Here is a 16,347-nt window from a genome sequence, read left to right on the forward strand (position 1 = left end):
TGAACGGTTACTATTTATGTATAATTGATTTTTATAAATGATTTAGATTGCTAAATCTTAATTACGAATTACGAATTAGTATTATATTTGAGCGCTCGGTTCTGATGGCAAAATTACTGTAAATGTAGAACCTCTTCCTAGCTGCGAATTTACTTTAATCTCGCCATGCATTAACTGGACAAATTGAGAGACTATTGCTAAACCTAATCCTGTACCATCAGTATTTTGTACTTGGGGATAAGTTACGGCACGAAAATAGGGATTGAAGATTTGTGTTTGAGCCTCTGGGGAAATACCAATACCACTATCAGTAACAGAGATAGCCCACTGCTGTTGAGATTCCATCCAGCACTTTAAAAGAATTGAACCTGTTTCTGTATAGCGAATTGCATTACTTAGCAAATTGGTAACAATTTGCTGAAGCCGGAGTGAATCTGTAGTAACTTGCTTGGGAGCGCGATCACAATCAACTACTAAAGATAATTCTTTGGCCTGCGCTAACGGTTCAATCATCTCTATAACTAAGTTGATTAAATCATGTACATCAGTGAGAGTTGGCTGCAATATCATTTGCCCGGTATCATAACGCGAAATTTCTAGAGTATCATTGATTAAACGGACAAGAAGCCTACCATTCTTGAGGACTCGCTCAATACTTTCAAGATTTGTATAAGAATCCTTAAGTTCTGGTTGTTGACGCTGCTGACGTAAAAATAAGTCTGCGTAACCAATAATTGAAGTTAGGGGCGTTTTCATTTCGTGAGCCAAATGAGATAGACCTTCTTTACCGGCACGAACTAAACGAGTTAGTTCTTGGTTAGTCAACTGCAACTGACTTTGCAATTGTTTAAACTCTTGTATTCGCCCTTGAGTATAACTGTGAAAACAACGGGCGATCGCTTCATCAATTATCATATCAATCAGGCGAACCGCTTGTAATACCTCTTGCGAAGATGCATTTAATAAATCTTCTTCTAAATAAGAAAAAATGACAAGTCTGAGTAAACGATACTCTCGTGCAATTTCTGCTGGCTCAAATCCTTGTTCAGCACGAAGTGTGCCGTGTTCCAGGCTTGCATCCACTACCGTCTGTAAATCGCTGGTTGCTGATTCAGAAAGTACTGTTGCTAATGCTTTCAAAACGCGCGGTAAGCTATCTTGTACAGCTTTAAAAGTTAGCTCTTTAGTAACTTCAATTTGTTCATCCTGGTAATGTCACTTATATAATTTCTTCTGTCAATAATTTACCAGTTCCAGATTTAGTATAAGAACGTCGTCTCCATAGTCCCTCTACGCCCTAGCAAGCAAACTGATGTTTAGCATACCACTACTCACTTGGGTTCAGTACAACGATAATTTCTGCTAGCCTGATTCCCAAAGGTTTCCAGTGGGGATTGCTGGAGGAAAAAGTACTGTCCCCAGAAACTGCTTGGTAGTCATTGGGGAACTTTTCGTAAGCATTAGGAGCAGCATCTACTCGTAAAATCAGTTTGCCTTGATAGCGGGATAATTTACTACTATCTAACAAAATAGTGCCGCCGTAATCCCACGCCAATCCATAGAGTTTAAAGTTACCTAACTTCTTGCGTAACTCGCTCAAGGGGGTTCCGACACCGATACCTTCGCGGGTTTTCCAAGCTGAACCCAAGTTACGCACATCTAAAGGTTTAGTACGAGTATTATCACTCCAAACTACTAGCAGAGAACGTCCCTGATTTAGGTTTACCTGCGTAGCTGCAAAACTACCTATTCCTTCAGCGCCTGAAATAGTTTTATCAATGAGATGGGATGCACCAAATAGCTTCACTAAATCTTGCTTGGTGGTTGTGCGTCTTATCGGCCCCAGTCGTTCGCCAGGAACAATCAAGATGTCTTTTGAGGGTTGCGTAGACGCATAGCAGCTTGTCGTTAGACATCGCGTATTGGTTGGCGGTTGATTGGTTTTCTGGGGTAATGCAACTACTGGGGCTACTGAGTTACTTAGGAGTATAGCTAACGCAGCCGTAGCGATACCTTTGATCGGTCGGTTCACAGTCTACCTCTGGGGAAATCCGATTTGGGAGTGTTCAATATATTCAATTATTGCTTTTCAGTTTTAACTTCTACAATTTCCCAATTACGGATTCCTGATTTACCAAGAATTTTATTTCATTGCTCTAGTTGCGTTGAAAATCGCAAGTAAAGCTACTCCGACATCAGCAAAGACAGCTTCCCACATTGTCGCTATCCCAAAAATACCCAATCCAATAAATACAGCTTTAATTGCTAAAGCAAACCCAATATTTTGCCAAACAATTTGCCTTGTTTTTCTAGCAATTTGTATTGCTTCTGCCACTTTTGACGGTGCATCTGTCATGATCACAATATCAGCCGTTTCTATCGCCGCATCTGAGCCTAACCCACCCATTGCCATGCCAACATCTGCTCTAGCAATCACTGGCGCATCATTAATACCATCCCCAATGAAGGCAACTTTACCATGCTTGCCGGCGCTGCTAAGTAACTTCTCAATGGCATTGACTTTTTCTTCAGGTAATAACTCTGCTTCGTAAGTATCTATGCCAAGCTGTTGAGCAATCTGGGAGGCGATCGCTTGATTATCTCCTGTCAACATAACTGTTTTCTCTATACCCATTCGCTTGAGTGCTTGAATAGCGTGTCTCGCATCTTCTTTAAGTTCATCAGCAATGACAATATACCCAGCGTAAATATTATTCACAGCTAGATGAATAACTGTTCCCTCTAACTGGCAATTATCATGAGCAATCTTCTCTCTATGCAATAGGCGATCGCTTCCCGCTATTACCACCTGATTTTCAACCTTGGCTCTAATTCCATAACCTGCTATTTCTTCATAATCTCTCACATCTAATGCATCAATTTTTTCACCATAAGCATTGCGGATAGATTGGGCAATAGGATGATTTGAATGCGATTCTACTTTGGCTGCTAATTGCAACAACTCTTGTTCATTAAAGCCATTTTGTGTTACTACTTTTGCTACTTGAAATACTCCTTTAGTTAAGGTTCCGGTTTTATCAAAAACAACTGTATTGACCGCATTTAAACTATCTAAAAATGTAGAGCCTTTAACCAAAATACCACGTTTAGCAGCACCTCCCACACCTCCAAAGTAACCTAATGGAATACTGATAACTAGTCCACACGGACAGGAAATAACTAATAAAATTAGGGCCCGATAAACCCATTCTGAAGAAGTTGCACCAGAAAGGAATAAAGGAGGTAACAAAGCAACTGCTAAAGATGTAAAAACTACTATTGGCGTATAATATCGGGCAAATTTAGTAATAAATTTCTCTGTCTCTGCTTTTTTACTTTTGGCATTTTGCACCAAGTCTAAAATCTTAGCAATGGAAGATTCATCAAAAAGTTTTGTTACTTTAATGCTGAGAACACCCATTTTATTGATCATCCCAGCTAAAACTGTCTCGGATAGCTTCACCGTTCGCGGCACAGATTCTCCAGTTAATGCAGATGTATCAACTTGCGAATTCCCATCTACAATCTCACCATCTAAGGGAATCTTTTCTCCGGGCTTGACAACGATAATATCCCCAATCTTTACTGTTTCGGGCGATACTTTCTTGATTTCTCCGTCTATTTGGATATTGGCATAATCTGGGCGGACTTCTAATAAAGCTTTAATAGAATTACGAGAACGACTAACGGCAATATCTTGAAACAATTCCCCAATTTTATAAAATAGCATGACTCCGACAGCTTCGGGTAATTTATGAATTGCGATCGCCCCTAATGTCGCTACTGCCATCAAAAATGTTTCATCAAATACTCTACCTCTGAGTATATTGCGCCCAGCAGTCTTTAAAACACTCCATCCACTTAATAAATAAGCAGGGATGAAAAGTAAATATTCACCTATTGAGTAGAATGTATTGTGTAATTGATTTTCAAAAATTACACCAGGTGCATATAAACTTAAAATCACTACTAAAGGCAATACATCATTTTTCAGATTGAATTCTCCACCGTGGTCGTGTTCATGATCATGGTTATGATTCTCATGATTATTGTGATTATGAACATGGTTATGATTCTCGTGATGGTCATGTTCACAGTTGGAACAACCTGATGATTCTAAATGTACTTTCTGCTTCATTTTTTCTATTAAGGCTAGTAAATTACTTGATGTATGAGCCTTTTTTCAAATGTAATCAAAAAAAGAACTTTTTACAAGTTGATAATTTAAGAATGAGAATCTATATCAGATTTATTATTAAATATTTGTCCTATGTTTTGGTTAAAATCAAGATTTTTAATCCTGTAAAGATAACGATAGCAGTTCGTAATTGTATAGAATAATATCAGATATAGTTTTTATTCGTAGTCAGCGATTTGTCGCTCTGCATAAGATTTTCAAAGGCTAGAGCCGTTGACTACGAGCTTTAATTTAATTAAGCCCTTATACTTAACATCAAGCAAACAATCACTACCTTGGGAATATCAGAGCTATTTCATTCTCATCTAGCTCACCTCAGAATGAATTCATCAGTTTAATAGCGAAAGTCGTCTAAAGACGACCGAGAAAAGGTTATAGTTTGTTAAAACGGACTTTAGTTATTAGACTGGAACTTAAGTTATAGACGGTTTATGTATATAACGAAATAGAACTGTTAGGAATATACAGCGGATTTAAATTTTGTAAAGTACGCAACTTAGGTTAGGTATCAAATTTAGACATAAAGCCTGTTTTACTTGTGAATTATGCTATAGCAACTACTTTGTACTCAAACTGGGTAGACATGGAACTTTCTTGAGTAACAAGTGTCAACCTAGCTATTCTTAGGGAAAATTCACTTGAAGTTTGAAAGTGAATATAATACCCTAAACTAGTAGACAATTTTCTCAAGGAAATCTATGAACAAAAAAATTCTCCTGAATTTGCTTTCCTGTTCCTCTATTTTTGTATCAATGATGTCTACGCTGGCGGTATTTCATCCTGCCCATGCTAGTACTAGTATTACACAGAAATTAATGCACACACAAGACGGTCGTACCTGTATCACTAACCCACATGGTGGAAAAGATTTTGTGTGCATTAGAGATTCAGAGAGAAAGCAACCATATACCTCATCTACACGTTCCTCAACTATTGTCACATCAGTATCAGATCAAAATATCGCCATGTTGAACTTTACTGATGCGGAAAGCGATCGGGCAATTCAGTTATTTGGATGCGATTGTCCATTGTGTATAAATTCTTTGCGACAGTTGCAGGGTGCTGGAAACCTGGTTTATTAGGATTGAAAAGCGTTGACAGGGATTATAACTTCTGTTACTCACACGTGATTAATCACGTATAAAACATATACGAAACCAAAAAAGCACTTTTAACCACTTACCACTACTATTGTTTAGTCAAATCTAAATTCATTGTCGGGGCAGTTTGTAACATTACTTCAAAGGCCTCAAATTAATGTTGATCAAGAGGACGGACATAGAAGAGGCTTTTACGCAAAGAAATTATCAAATACTCTCTGTGCGTAAGAGCGTTCTGTTCATTCAACCACCTCATTCACAGGGAATCTATCAATCAACTGCATCGCCCGATGGGCATTACGCTGGAAAGAGTGTGGCAAATGGGGAACGTGAGGTATTTGCGATAATAAATCCAACGTCCGCCGTAAAATTCTCACTACATCGCCTTCATCCAAGGTGGTGTTCTCGCAAAGTTCTGTCCACTCCATTCCTAGCGCCCATTGTTCCACTATGGCAATTAACTCAAATTCCAACCATATAGGCAGCGCTACGTTATACCGCCGTTGTCGGTGGAACATTTGGTGACGAATTCCCCGCAATTTTTTCAAGGCTTCTGCCACTTCATTACTAAGCTCAAAGTTAACCTTGCTATCTGGACGGGGCGTTTCCATCACCAAAGCGGCGGCGGCGGCGGCTAAATGGTGTGGATCTAAGTTATCTAATTCACCACTAGCGAATACCAAACCCAACCACAATTCATTCTCCCCTCGAATGGCGGCAGCGATTCGTCCTAATTGTGTAGGGACTAAGTTATCTAAAGCACCAAAGTGTTGCAGAATTGAAATTAAATTGAGAAATTCTTCCCAATGACGTTGTGACTGTTGCTCTACTTGCTCTTGTAACTGTTCGAGTTCTGCCTCTAGTTCAACATAGCGGGCGCGACGCTTGAAAAGCGTGGCAGCATTGCCTGATTGATGTAAGGGATGAGCTTCTAATTGCTCTTGGATGGCGGCAGTGCGACTGAGTTGTTCTGTTACTTCTGGTGCCAGATGCAAAGATTCTATCGGATTGGGAATACGTTTAGCGATCGCAAAGGTTTCTTGACTACCACGACGCGACTGTCCTGGTTTCAAGGGCATCTCTGGCGGTGGTAGTACATCAGGTGGCACCTCAACTCGCGGCAGTTCGGCATACAAATCGACTACATCCCCTGTTGTTGCTACATACCAGCGGTTATCGTGCCCCAAGCATACCAAGTAAGGAGCTTGACCAGAACCAGGCGATTTTCCCACTAAGATTGCGGTTACAGGTGAAGGCACTGTGATATTTTTGCCTTTAAGACTCAACAGAGTTCCTGACACTGCAAAGCCCAACATCATCCCCAATTCTTGTTGTCTATCATCCTGCGCTTGTTCTTGCAGGGTTTTCAATATTTGGCGTTCCACTTTCAGGCGTTGCCGCAATTTCTCATAAACAGCCAGTTCATTTTCATCAACTGCGGCGATTTGCTCATGAAGTTGAGCTAATTGTGTTTGCAGTTCGGCAATCTCATCATACTCTGGTCTTAAATGTAAGGTGGCCATGTACTGCCCAAAGCTGCGTTCTATGAGTTCCCTGGTTTGCTCTAGGGTGTGAGTTTGCAGCAAATTGAGTACCATGCCATAACTGGGCGTAAACTGGCTTACTAGGGGGTCTGGCTTGGATGTTCCCAAGTACGCGCCTTCTTTAGCTCCTTCAAAGGGAGTTTGGACTGTCACCACATGACCTTGTTTATCCATCCCCCGGCGGCCTGCCCGTCCCGCCATTTGCAAGAATTCCGAAGCATTCAACAGGCGGTGTCCAGTGTCGGTACGCTTGGAAAGGGTAGAAATAACCGTTGTCCGGGCGGGCATATTAATTCCCGCTGCTAGTGTCTCGGTGGCGAATACTACCTTAATCAGCCCTTGCTGAAATAGTTCTTCTACCAGTGCTTTCCAAGCAGGTAAAATTCCGGCGTGGTGGGCGGCAATTCCTCGGTATAGGGGTGCAATTTGTCCAGAACGCCCTGCTTCAGGATTGCGGACTAAAAAGTCATCAATCTGTTGGCGCAAAATCTGGGACTCTTCATTATTTACCAGCCATAAATCACCCACTTCTGCCACAGCTTTATCACATCCCCGGCGGCTGAAGATAAAGTAAATCGCTGGTAGCATATCTCGTTGCTCTAACTGGCTCAAGGTATAAATGATGCCAGGAGCCTCCGGTCTACCACTTCTCCCCCTCTCCCTTTCTCCCCCTCTCCCCTTCTTCTTCTGAAGGCGGGGGTTAATTTTGGTTTTGCTATCATTCAGCAGGGGAAATAACCCTTTGGGATTGCAAAAGTGAAATTCTAAGGGGACTGGGCGAAAATCTGAGTAAATCAGGTCTGTTGGGCCGTGAACGCGATTTAGCCAGTCGGTGAGTTGATCGCTGTTGGCAACCGTTGCTGAGAGGGCTGCCAGTTGCACTTCCCGAGGACAATAGATGATTGACTCTTCCCAAACTGTACCGCGCTGGCGATCGTTCATGTAGTGGCACTCATCAAGGATCACGGCGTCAACGTCTACTAATGAGATGCCAATTTGCCCAATGGGTGTGCCATAGAGCATATTTCGGAAAATTTCTGTAGTCATCACCAAAATCGGTGCATCTCTATTAATGGAAGCATCTCCAGTTAAGAGTCCGACTTGATCAAACCCAAATTTTTCTCGAAAGTCACGTAATTTTTGATTCGACAGCGCCTTTAGGGGAGTAGTATAAAATACACGTTTTCCTCGCGACAGGGCGCGATAAATGGCGTATTCCCCGACTAATGTTTTGCCCGAACCTGTGGGGGCACACACGACTACGGAGCGTCCGGCGTTCAGGGACGCGATCGCTTCTTTTTGAAACTGATCCAGATCAAAGGGAAATATAGACCCTAAGTCAAGTTCTGGAGACGGCGCAGGATAATTCACTCAATCACATTTGCAACCAGATTGTTTACTATACTAACGAGTCTTTTGTCAACTTCGTTAGGGATTGGGTATAGAGAAGAATTTCAGCACCCAGTCCCCAGTCCCCAGTCTCTCATTTTCCCAGTTCTTGCGATCGCTCTGTGGCAGCTTTGACTGCTTCAATTAAAGCTGAACGAAATCCTGCCTGTTCTAGCTTGGCAATCCCCGCAATGGTTGTACCACCAGGACTGGTAACCCGATCTTTGAGTTCTGCTGGGTGCAGTTTAGTTTCCTCCAACAGTTTCGCTGTGCCCAATACAGTTTGCAAGGCTAATTGATTGGCAATTGTTCTAGGTAAACCTGCGGCTACTCCGCCATCAGCAAGTGCTTCTACCAAGAGCGCCACGTAAGCCGGGCCGCTACCAGATAGCCCTGTAACAGCATCCATCAGCCCTTCTGACACTTCCACCACTTCGCCCACAGCAGAAAAAACTTGCTGTGCTATTTTGTGGTGCTTGGGGCTGGTGTATGCACCTAAACAAATCGCAGTAATTCCCGCCCCCACGGTTGCTGGGGTGTTGGGCATTGCTCTAATAACTGGCAATTGCACAAATGCAGCTTCTAGCTGGCTTAAAGACACACCCGCCAAGATGGAAATGATTACGGGTGAGTGTTCTCTATTAATAATATCAATATCTGCTAATTCTTGAGCGATCGCGCTAAACACCTGCGGTTTCACTGCCAAAAAGACAACTTCTTTTGCTTCGGTGAAAACCTGGCTATTATCTCTGGTCACAGCAACATCGTATTGCTGTTTTAAAAAATCTAGGCGTGAAGATAGCGGTTCGCTAATTATGACTTCTGATGATTGATAAATTCCCCGCGTGATTAGGCGGGATAAGAGTGCTTCTCCCATTACCCCACCACCAATTAAGCCAAATTTTATAGTCATTGATCATTAGTCATTAGTGAGCCAGCGCTTTTACAGGGGGTTTCCCCGCCACTTGACGGCAGTTGCGTCTCCCCTTGGGAGAAGGGCGCATTGCCTCCTTTATGGCGGGGAACCCGTCCACCGCAGTCGCTCCCCATGAGTGACTGGCGTTAGCGTTCACGCAGCGTCTCTAAGAGTTGCGGTAGCGTTAGCGACTGTGCGTAGCGTCACCCGTAAGGGTTATTAGTCATTAGTCGTTTGTCATTTGTCATTATGAGCAAAACTCACGACAAATGACAAAGGACAAAGGACTAACAACTAATTTAACTTTATTGTGCCATCCGGTTAGTTTCGTTGCCCCAGGTTTGATTTGGAGAACCTGTAGGACGAGACGGACGGGCTGGTGGTTGTGGTACTTCATGAAGAACGCCACCTTGGGTGCTAACTTGGACACAGCTTGGCGTAAACAAAAAGATGCTCTCACCGATGCGCTCTTGATGTCCATCTAGTGCGTAAGTACCACCTGCAACAAAATCTACTGCTCGTTGAGCTTGATCTGGATCCATTATTGTCAGATTTAATACTACTGACTTGCGTTCTCGCAGCGCTTGAATTGCCTGGGGCATTTCTTCAAAGGTGCGTGGTTCGAGGACTAAAACTTCCGAAATTCCGTTAATTGCTCCTGGCATACCAATCACATTCCCCATTGCCTTTGGACCTGCTGCTATATCATCTCCCATTGTAGGCACTGGTTCCCGCCAGCGTCGATTTTGAGCGGTTGCGCTCTCTTGTGGTGCTGGTTGGGGATTTTCTTGCTGATACAGATTTTGGTAATTATTATTATCTGTTTCTGGTTCTTCTTCGTAATACTCGTATTCCACTTGCTCATTTAGACCCACAAAGTCTCTGAGTTTGGAAAAGATGTTGTTCATTGTGTGTGTACTTTCCTGGTGCGAATAGTCTGTTTTGACTTGGCTTAGGATTGATTGAACTAGGAGCGATGCCTAGGGCGGTAAACTACGCTACATCGGTGGATATTTCAGCAAGTGCTTTGCTATTTGTAGCCTATACTACGAGTTTTGGCGATGAACTGACACTTATTGGAAAGGTCTGTGCATCGCCCAAACATAATAATGAGTCAAGATTATATCCTAAGGTTTATCCGAAGGTAAGTTCTTTATACCCCATTTTCCCTTGGCGATTGCTCTTGTCAATACTATATCCTTTGTTTCCAATTGCACCAGTCTGTTACAAAATTCTTGTCATCAAATCCTGATCTCTATTAATACTGACCTCCAGGCTGATGATCAACAGGCTAAGAGCGATCGCCAAACAATATTGTTCCTAATCGTACCATCGTTGCGCCTGCTTGCACTGCCAGTTCGTAGTCGCCTGACATACCCATAGATAGTTGCTGCATTTTAATATGTGACCAGTTTTGCTCCTGGATTTCCTTTGCTAGCTGACGATTGAGATTAAACACATTCAAAATTTCCGGAGCATTTAATCCTGAAGGCGGAATTGTCATCAAACCTTGAATTTGTAAACTTTTGTATTGATTGAGTGTGGGTAAATCAGCTAAAAGTTCTGACATACTCCAACCGGACTTGTTGGGATCGGGGAGAATTTTCACTTGCAGGCAAACCTGGGGACTCACTCCTAGCTGTTGCGCCAATTGATCTAAGCGCTGTGCCAGCTTCAAGTTATCGACGGAGTGAATCCAGGGGAATTGCTCGATCGCTTTTTTAGCTTTATTGCTTTGCAAATGTCCAATAAAGTGCCAGGTAATATCCGGTAAGTCTTGCAACTCGGCTTGTTTGCTGGCGGCTTCTTGGATGCGACTCTCCGCAAAATCACGAATTCCTGCGGCATAGGCAGACCGAATGGCCTGGGCAGAAACTTGCTTGCTAACAGCAATCAATCGGACTGAAGTTGGTAGTGAGGAGCGAATGGAAACAATACGTTCGGAAATCGAACTGTTCATTGGAAGGTGCGTTGGAAAACACTCTGAAGCTGATCGTACTCCTGAGATTGTCCACTGCGACGTAGGGTACGTAAGCGATTTTCCAACATCATTCTAGCCTCAGTCCGTCCTAGAGATTGGAATTTAACACCTTTAACGTCATGTGCTACTAAAAAAAATAAGCGCTGGGCATAAAGTGTGGTGAACAAATCCTGGTTCTCATCAACCATACAGATTTTGTAGAGTAAACCCCAAGTTGGATGGTTTATGTAAGTTTCTGCGTTTTCTGAATTCATTTAAGAGTCAAGGTGGGAGTATGTATATCTTTTCGCAGTGAATTCCAAACATTCAGACGATAATACCAACATTCGCCTGAATATTTGTTTAAAATGCAAAACTGCGGTTACGAAGACCTTGATCTAGTTCCTAATGGGCAGATGAAGCTAGTGGTAGTGAAGCGAAATGGTACAACAGAAGCCGCAAAGCGTAGATTCTACAGAGTAGAGGCTGGCTGATAAACATCACCATCTGCTTTGGTGATTTCAATTTACCAATCTGTAGGAACAAGGCACAAAATAGTCCTGATCCTGTTGTTGAAGTTCGGCGTTGCCAGGAAAAACACCCTTTGAAGTTCCCAACGGCAACAGCGAACTTTTCAACTTCTTTCTATACTGCCACAACTGTCGCCCAATGGCGCAAAATAGCTAACAGAATAGGGGAGGGGAGAGTGGGGACAGCAAAGAAAACTATCTTCTATTGATTATCTAGCATTTTCAGCGCTGCCAATTGTGCCTGAGCTTTGTGCAGAGATTCATACCATTCTCTCTCAGGATCGCTGTCTGCGACAATTCCAGCGCCGACTTGTCCCCAGACAATGTTGAGTGCTGAGTGCTGGGGGATGAGTCTTGAGTAGGGAGATGAGGAAGAATTTACTTCCCCTGCTTCACCAGACGCGGGAGCTAGTAACAGGGTGCGGATTAAGATATTTAAATCTAAATAACCACGCCAATCTAAATAGCCACAAGAACCGTAGAACAAGCTGCGCCGCACGGGTTCTAATTCTTCAATAATTTCCATGCAACGGACTTTGGGACAACCTGTAATTGTGCCACCTGGGAACGTGGCGCGAATCAAATCAATGGTAGTGCATTCGCCTTTTAAAGTACCTTTGATGTTGCTGACAAGATGCATCACATGGCTATATCGCTCAATTGTCAGCAATTCGTCAACAGCAACCGTTCCCCATTTACAAACTCGCCCTAAATCATTGCGTTCCAAATCCACTAGCATGATGTGTTCTGCACGTTCTTTAGTGTTGCTGAGTAAATCTTGGGCCAATTGCATATCTTGTTCTGGAGTTATACCACGCGATCGCGTCCCAGCGATCGGTCTGGTTTCGGCTTGCCGATTTTGCAACATTACTAACCGTTCCGGCGAACAACTGATCAGTTCCCCCCAAGGCGTCTGCCAATAGCTGGCAAAAGGAGAAGGATTGATTTTTTGTAAAGCTTGGTAAATTTCCCAACCAGAAGCCGATGTAGACGCTTGAAATCGCAATGAAAGATTTGCCTGAAAGATATCTCCAGCTTGAATATATTTTTTCACCTGGTTGACAGCTGTTTCATAATCTGCCTGAGATGTCAAAAATAGGGGGAGGGAAGAGGACACGGGGATGCGGGGACAGGGAGACACGGAGAATTCTTTCCCTGCGTCTTTCTTTGCTAACTTCTTTTCTAACTCATCGAGTCCACTTGCATCACTGGCGGCTAGCCAAAGAATTTGTTGTGCATGATCCAAAACAGCAAAACAATCTGGTTCGTACCAAAAAGCTATAGGAAAAGGTAAGGGATCAATTTTATCACGGGGTAACTGTTCAATTTCCCATGCCACATCGTAGCCTAGCCAACCCAACCAACCGCCAGTAAAGGGAAGATAGGAAGTAGGGGAAGTAAATTCCTCCTCTTCACCTGCTACTCCTTGCTGTAACAACTTTTCTAAGAAGGGAAAAACCTCTCCTACTTCTGGTGTCCACATCTGTGGGATGCCATCTACTATGCGAGGAGCGCCTGTACAGATAGAATATTGGTTGAGTTGGGGATGGTCGATTGGCGTTGGATAGGAACTTTCTAGTAGGGTAGCAATTCCCGGTGCGGCGGTGGGGCGAAAAAGAGCAGCAAAAACTTCCGAACCTGTGCGCTTTTCTAAGGGTAGCGATCGCCAATACCAAGCCTTGGTCATACTGTTTAGAAGCGTTGTCAATAGTTAGTTAACAGTTTTCAGCAGTGAGTACAAATAACTACGACTACTGACCCCTGACAAAATGCAATTACCTATTACCTATTACCATTTTCTCGGCGCAAAATTAGACCTGAGTTCCTATAGCTAGCCGTATTCCCCAGAATAAAATTAAAGTTGCAATAGCAAGCCAGTCACGCGCTCTTAATCGTAAGTCGTGCCACTGGACTCGATGCTCATTGGGACTGGTAAAACCCCTCACCATCATTGCATTCGCCATTTGATCGGCTCGTAAGAGCAGATTTTCTAACAATCTCTCTGCGACTGTCATCCAAACTTTGAATCCTCCTTTCAATCCCAGCTTTTTCCAATTAATTGCCCTTGTCATCACGGAGCGAAATAAGTTTTGTACTTCTTCTAATACCAGGGGAATAAAACGCAAGGACAAGGTTAAAGTTAAAGTTATTTCTGTGACAGGCAACTTCAGGCGTCGCAGGGGTTGCATTAGGCTTTCTATACCAGATGTGATTTCTTCTGGTGCGGTTGTCAGCAGATACAAGTTGGTGCTGTAAATCACAGTAAATATAAGTGTACTCAGGCGTACTGCCAAACTCAAGGAGTAGCGAGTTATTTTCACTGGACCTTTGTGAAATAGTACGTAGTATTTTTTTTCCTCAGCTACTTGCTCTTGAACAATATTATTGGAGTTTGATGGCTGGCTTAATATTTGTTCATTAGCTGGCAGGCGTGACTGATAATCTACACCCATTCCATCAGGGCTGATGGCTCCGATCGCTAAGACAAAAAATGATAGCATTAACAGCCAACCCATTTGCTGCTGCCATACTCGTCGAGGAATCCTGGCAATCAAGGTGGCAATAATCAATACTACCACCAGCAGCACCCGCCAAGAGTTGTTAGCCAAAATATAGCTTGTTAAAAAGCTCATCAACCAGGCGAACTTGACTCGCGGATCGATTTTATGCAGCCAAGTTTGGGGTTGTTCTAAATAAAGTCCAAGTGGCAGCGATCGCAGTAAATCCATTTTAAAGTTAAGAGTTAGGAGTTAGCAGTTTTGACTTTAACAGGACTTATGCATTGAAAACCTGAAACCTCGATCCTCCTTTAAAAAGGCTACGGTGTACGCACAAGTCGAAAAAAGCTCGATTTATTTCCTATTATTCTCTCGTTCCCATGCAGAGCATAGGAATGGCTAATTAGGGGCTGCTGCCTCCACTCAGACATTGAGTCAGAGCCTCAATTAATGCATTCCCACGCGGAGCACGGGAACGAGTAAATCTCATAACTTTCACCTTATACCGCTATCAAACTCAAGTTAATAGGGTTCTATAGTTAGCAAGCAATTCTGACTTTAACTCATAACTCTTGTACAGACACGATTAATCGCGTCTCTACTCCTAACTTAATTTGACGCGAGTTGCTCTATTAACATTACCAATTTCGGCATCACGGACTTTTTTACTCCGCCACAATAAAATCATTGGCGTGCCCTTGAATCCTAGCTGTTGCCGGAATTGGCGTTCAATGTAGCGGCGGTAGTTGTCGTTGAAGCGTTTGGAATCATTGACAAATAAGGCGATCGTTGGTGGTTGGCTACTTACTTGTGTACCATAATAAATCTTGCCTTGACGCCCACCACGGGATGCTGGCGGTGAATGCCAACTGACGGCATCTGTTAAGACTTCGTTAATAACTGATGTGCTGACACGGCGTTTGTGTGATTCAGCCGCCGTTTTCACCAACTCTAGAATTTTTTCTACCCGTTGTCCTGATAAGGCACTCACAAAGATTGTTTCTGCCCATTCGGTAAAATGTAACCGTGATTGCAGAGTTTTTTCGTAGTCGTAGATTGTGTAAGAGTCTTTTTCGACAGCATCCCACTTATTAACGACGATGATGCAAGCTCGACCTTCTTCGATAATCCGCCCAGCTAATTTTTGGTCTTGTTCAGTCACACCATCTACGGCATCTAGTACTAATAAAACCACGTCAGCGCGGCGAATCGCTTTGAAAGCACGGTTAATACTAAAGAATTCTGTGCCGTATTCTATGTGTTTCTTTTTGCGAATGCCGGCGGTGTCAATCAAGCGATAGCTTTGTCCGTCTCGTTCAATGAAAGTATCAATAGCATCGCGGGTGGTGCCGGAAATTGGGCTGACAATTGCCCTCTCTTCCCCGACAAAAGAATTGAGTAAGCTCGATTTGCCCACATTCGGGCGTCCCACAATTGCTACTTTGATTTCATTAGTTTCTGGGATGTCCTCAATAGCAGGTATGTGATTAATTAACTCATCGAGTAACTCTCCTGTACCACTGCCATGAATCGCGGAAATGGCGTAAGGTTCGCCCAATCCCAATTCCCAAAATTCGGCAGCTTGGATTAAGCCTTGTTCTGGGGATTCACATTTATTTACAGTTAGTAGCACAGGTACGCGTTGTTGGCGCATCCATTGGGCGATTTCTAAATCTGCCAATGTGGGGCCTGTTTTACCATCTACTACAAAAATAGCGGCACATGCTTCTGCAAGCGCTGTCATTGCCTGCTGGCGAATTAGTGGTAAAAATTCGGTATCATCATTAAAGACTAAACCACCAGTGTCTACGACTAAAAATTCGCGACCATTCCAGAAAGCTGGCATGTAAGTGCGATCGCGTGTCACTCCCGGTTCATCATGGACAATCGCCGTTTGTTCCCCGGCGAGTCGATTAACCAGGGTGGATTTGCCCACATTTGGGCGTCCGATAATTGCAACAATTGGCAGTGCCATAAAACCAGGGTAAGTCAGAGACGTAGTATATCACGTACTTACATTTTACTCACTTTAAACTTGAAATTTTAATAATTTCCCAAGTATTTCAATCTAAACAATAGACCTCTTGCAAAAATCCTTGAATCACCCCTCCCCAACCCTCCCCTTCATAAGGGGAGGGGGCAAGATTTAAAGTTTCCCCCCAATATATCGGGGGGATTAAGGGGGGTCTATTCGACTTATGCAAGAGGTCTA

Annotated in this window: 13 protein-coding genes; 2 read left to right on the plus strand and 11 right to left on the minus strand. The window is 43.1% G+C overall.

The window, feature by feature from the left end; all coding sequences use genetic code 11:
- Nucleotides 1–81: 81 nt before the first annotated feature.
- The 3 genes from V7K35_RS28830 to V7K35_RS28840 form a co-directional block, all read right to left on the minus strand.
- Nucleotides 82–1,197, minus strand: coding sequence for a HAMP domain-containing sensor histidine kinase (locus tag V7K35_RS28830; RefSeq protein ID WP_335083829.1), 1,116 nt, complete (start codon nucleotides 1,195–1,197; stop codon nucleotides 82–84).
- A 130-nt stretch (nucleotides 1,198–1,327) separates the two neighbouring features.
- Nucleotides 1,328–2,032 (minus strand): hypothetical protein, encoded by a 705-nt coding sequence (locus tag V7K35_RS28835; RefSeq protein WP_335083807.1) that lies wholly within the window; start codon nucleotides 2,030–2,032, stop codon nucleotides 1,328–1,330.
- A 111-nt stretch (nucleotides 2,033–2,143) separates the two neighbouring features.
- Complete coding sequence (locus tag V7K35_RS28840) at nucleotides 2,144–4,138, minus strand: heavy metal translocating P-type ATPase (RefSeq protein WP_335083809.1); 1,995 nt, start codon at nucleotides 4,136–4,138, stop codon at nucleotides 2,144–2,146.
- A gap of 758 nt (nucleotides 4,139–4,896) precedes the next feature.
- Between V7K35_RS28840 and V7K35_RS28845 the strand changes: the two genes are divergently transcribed.
- The gene (locus V7K35_RS28845; RefSeq protein WP_334793837.1) at nucleotides 4,897–5,280 is read left to right on the plus strand and encodes a hypothetical protein; all 384 of its coding nucleotides are present in this window, start codon (nucleotides 4,897–4,899) and stop codon (nucleotides 5,278–5,280) included.
- A 257-nt stretch (nucleotides 5,281–5,537) separates the two neighbouring features.
- Here V7K35_RS28845 and V7K35_RS28850 read toward each other — a convergent pair whose 3' ends face one another.
- The 5 genes from V7K35_RS28850 to pipX form a co-directional block, all read right to left on the minus strand.
- Nucleotides 5,538–8,213: a DEAD/DEAH box helicase gene (locus V7K35_RS28850; RefSeq protein ID WP_335083811.1), complete on the minus strand. Its 2,676-nt coding sequence runs from the start codon at nucleotides 8,211–8,213 to the stop codon at nucleotides 5,538–5,540.
- 112 nt (nucleotides 8,214–8,325) lie between these two features.
- Nucleotides 8,326–9,144, minus strand: a complete 819-nt coding sequence (gene proC, locus V7K35_RS28855) for a pyrroline-5-carboxylate reductase (protein ID WP_335083813.1) — start codon at nucleotides 9,142–9,144, stop codon at nucleotides 8,326–8,328.
- Nucleotides 9,145–9,452: 308 nt separating this feature from the next.
- Complete coding sequence (locus tag V7K35_RS28860) at nucleotides 9,453–10,055, minus strand: cell division protein SepF (RefSeq protein WP_335083815.1); 603 nt, start codon at nucleotides 10,053–10,055, stop codon at nucleotides 9,453–9,455.
- 383 nt (nucleotides 10,056–10,438) lie between these two features.
- The gene (locus tag V7K35_RS28865) at nucleotides 10,439–11,107 is read right to left on the minus strand and encodes a YggS family pyridoxal phosphate-dependent enzyme (RefSeq protein WP_335083817.1); all 669 of its coding nucleotides are present in this window, start codon (nucleotides 11,105–11,107) and stop codon (nucleotides 10,439–10,441) included.
- Nucleotides 11,104–11,382, minus strand: a complete 279-nt coding sequence (gene pipX / locus V7K35_RS28870) for a transcriptional coactivator PipX (RefSeq protein ID WP_335083819.1) — start codon at nucleotides 11,380–11,382, stop codon at nucleotides 11,104–11,106. Before pipX ends, V7K35_RS28865 begins: the two co-directional genes overlap by 4 nt.
- A gap of 93 nt (nucleotides 11,383–11,475) precedes the next feature.
- On the opposite strand from pipX, the gene V7K35_RS28875 reads away from it, so the two are divergent.
- Nucleotides 11,476–11,601 (plus strand): hypothetical protein, encoded by a 126-nt coding sequence (locus V7K35_RS28875; RefSeq protein ID WP_334793841.1) that lies wholly within the window; start codon nucleotides 11,476–11,478, stop codon nucleotides 11,599–11,601.
- A 238-nt stretch (nucleotides 11,602–11,839) separates the two neighbouring features.
- On the opposite strand, the gene V7K35_RS28880 is transcribed toward V7K35_RS28875, so the two are convergent.
- From V7K35_RS28880 to der, 3 genes are all read right to left on the minus strand, one after another.
- A complete protein-coding gene (locus tag V7K35_RS28880; protein WP_335083821.1) occupies nucleotides 11,840–13,324 on the minus strand; it encodes an anthranilate synthase component I in 1,485 nt (494 codons plus the stop codon).
- Nucleotides 13,325–13,448: 124 nt separating this feature from the next.
- Nucleotides 13,449–14,366: an energy-coupling factor transporter transmembrane component T family protein gene (locus V7K35_RS28885; protein ID WP_335083823.1), complete on the minus strand. Its 918-nt coding sequence runs from the start codon at nucleotides 14,364–14,366 to the stop codon at nucleotides 13,449–13,451.
- Between the two features lie 373 nt (nucleotides 14,367–14,739).
- A complete protein-coding gene (gene der, locus V7K35_RS28890; protein WP_335083825.1) occupies nucleotides 14,740–16,110 on the minus strand; it encodes a ribosome biogenesis GTPase Der in 1,371 nt (456 codons plus the stop codon).
- Nucleotides 16,111–16,347: the final 237 nt, after the last annotated feature.

The organism is Nostoc sp. (assembly GCF_036917275.1).
Taxonomy (GTDB): domain Bacteria; phylum Cyanobacteriota; class Cyanobacteriia; order Cyanobacteriales; family Nostocaceae; genus Nostoc.

Excerpts from the sequence above, each read along its gene's own strand:
- V7K35_RS28865 (WP_335083817.1), bottom strand. The coding sequence starts at position 11,107 with ATGAACAGTTCGATTTCCGAACGTATTGTTTCCATTCGCTCCTCACTA.
- V7K35_RS28840 (WP_335083809.1), bottom strand. The coding sequence starts at position 4,138 with ATGAAGCAGAAAGTACATTTAGAATCATCAGGTTGTTCCAACTGTGAA.
- proC (WP_335083813.1), bottom strand. The coding sequence starts at position 9,144 with ATGACTATAAAATTTGGCTTAATTGGTGGTGGGGTAATGGGAGAAGCA.
- V7K35_RS28875 (WP_334793841.1), top strand. The coding sequence starts at position 11,476 with ATGCAAAACTGCGGTTACGAAGACCTTGATCTAGTTCCTAATGGGCAG.
- V7K35_RS28860 (WP_335083815.1), bottom strand. The coding sequence starts at position 10,055 with ATGAACAACATCTTTTCCAAACTCAGAGACTTTGTGGGTCTAAATGAG.
- pipX (WP_335083819.1), bottom strand. The coding sequence starts at position 11,382 with ATGAATTCAGAAAACGCAGAAACTTACATAAACCATCCAACTTGGGGT.
- V7K35_RS28885 (WP_335083823.1), bottom strand. The coding sequence starts at position 14,366 with ATGGATTTACTGCGATCGCTGCCACTTGGACTTTATTTAGAACAACCC.
- V7K35_RS28845 (WP_334793837.1), top strand. The coding sequence starts at position 4,897 with ATGAACAAAAAAATTCTCCTGAATTTGCTTTCCTGTTCCTCTATTTTT.
- V7K35_RS28880 (WP_335083821.1), bottom strand. The coding sequence starts at position 13,324 with ATGACCAAGGCTTGGTATTGGCGATCGCTACCCTTAGAAAAGCGCACA.
- der (WP_335083825.1), bottom strand. The coding sequence starts at position 16,110 with ATGGCACTGCCAATTGTTGCAATTATCGGACGCCCAAATGTGGGCAAA.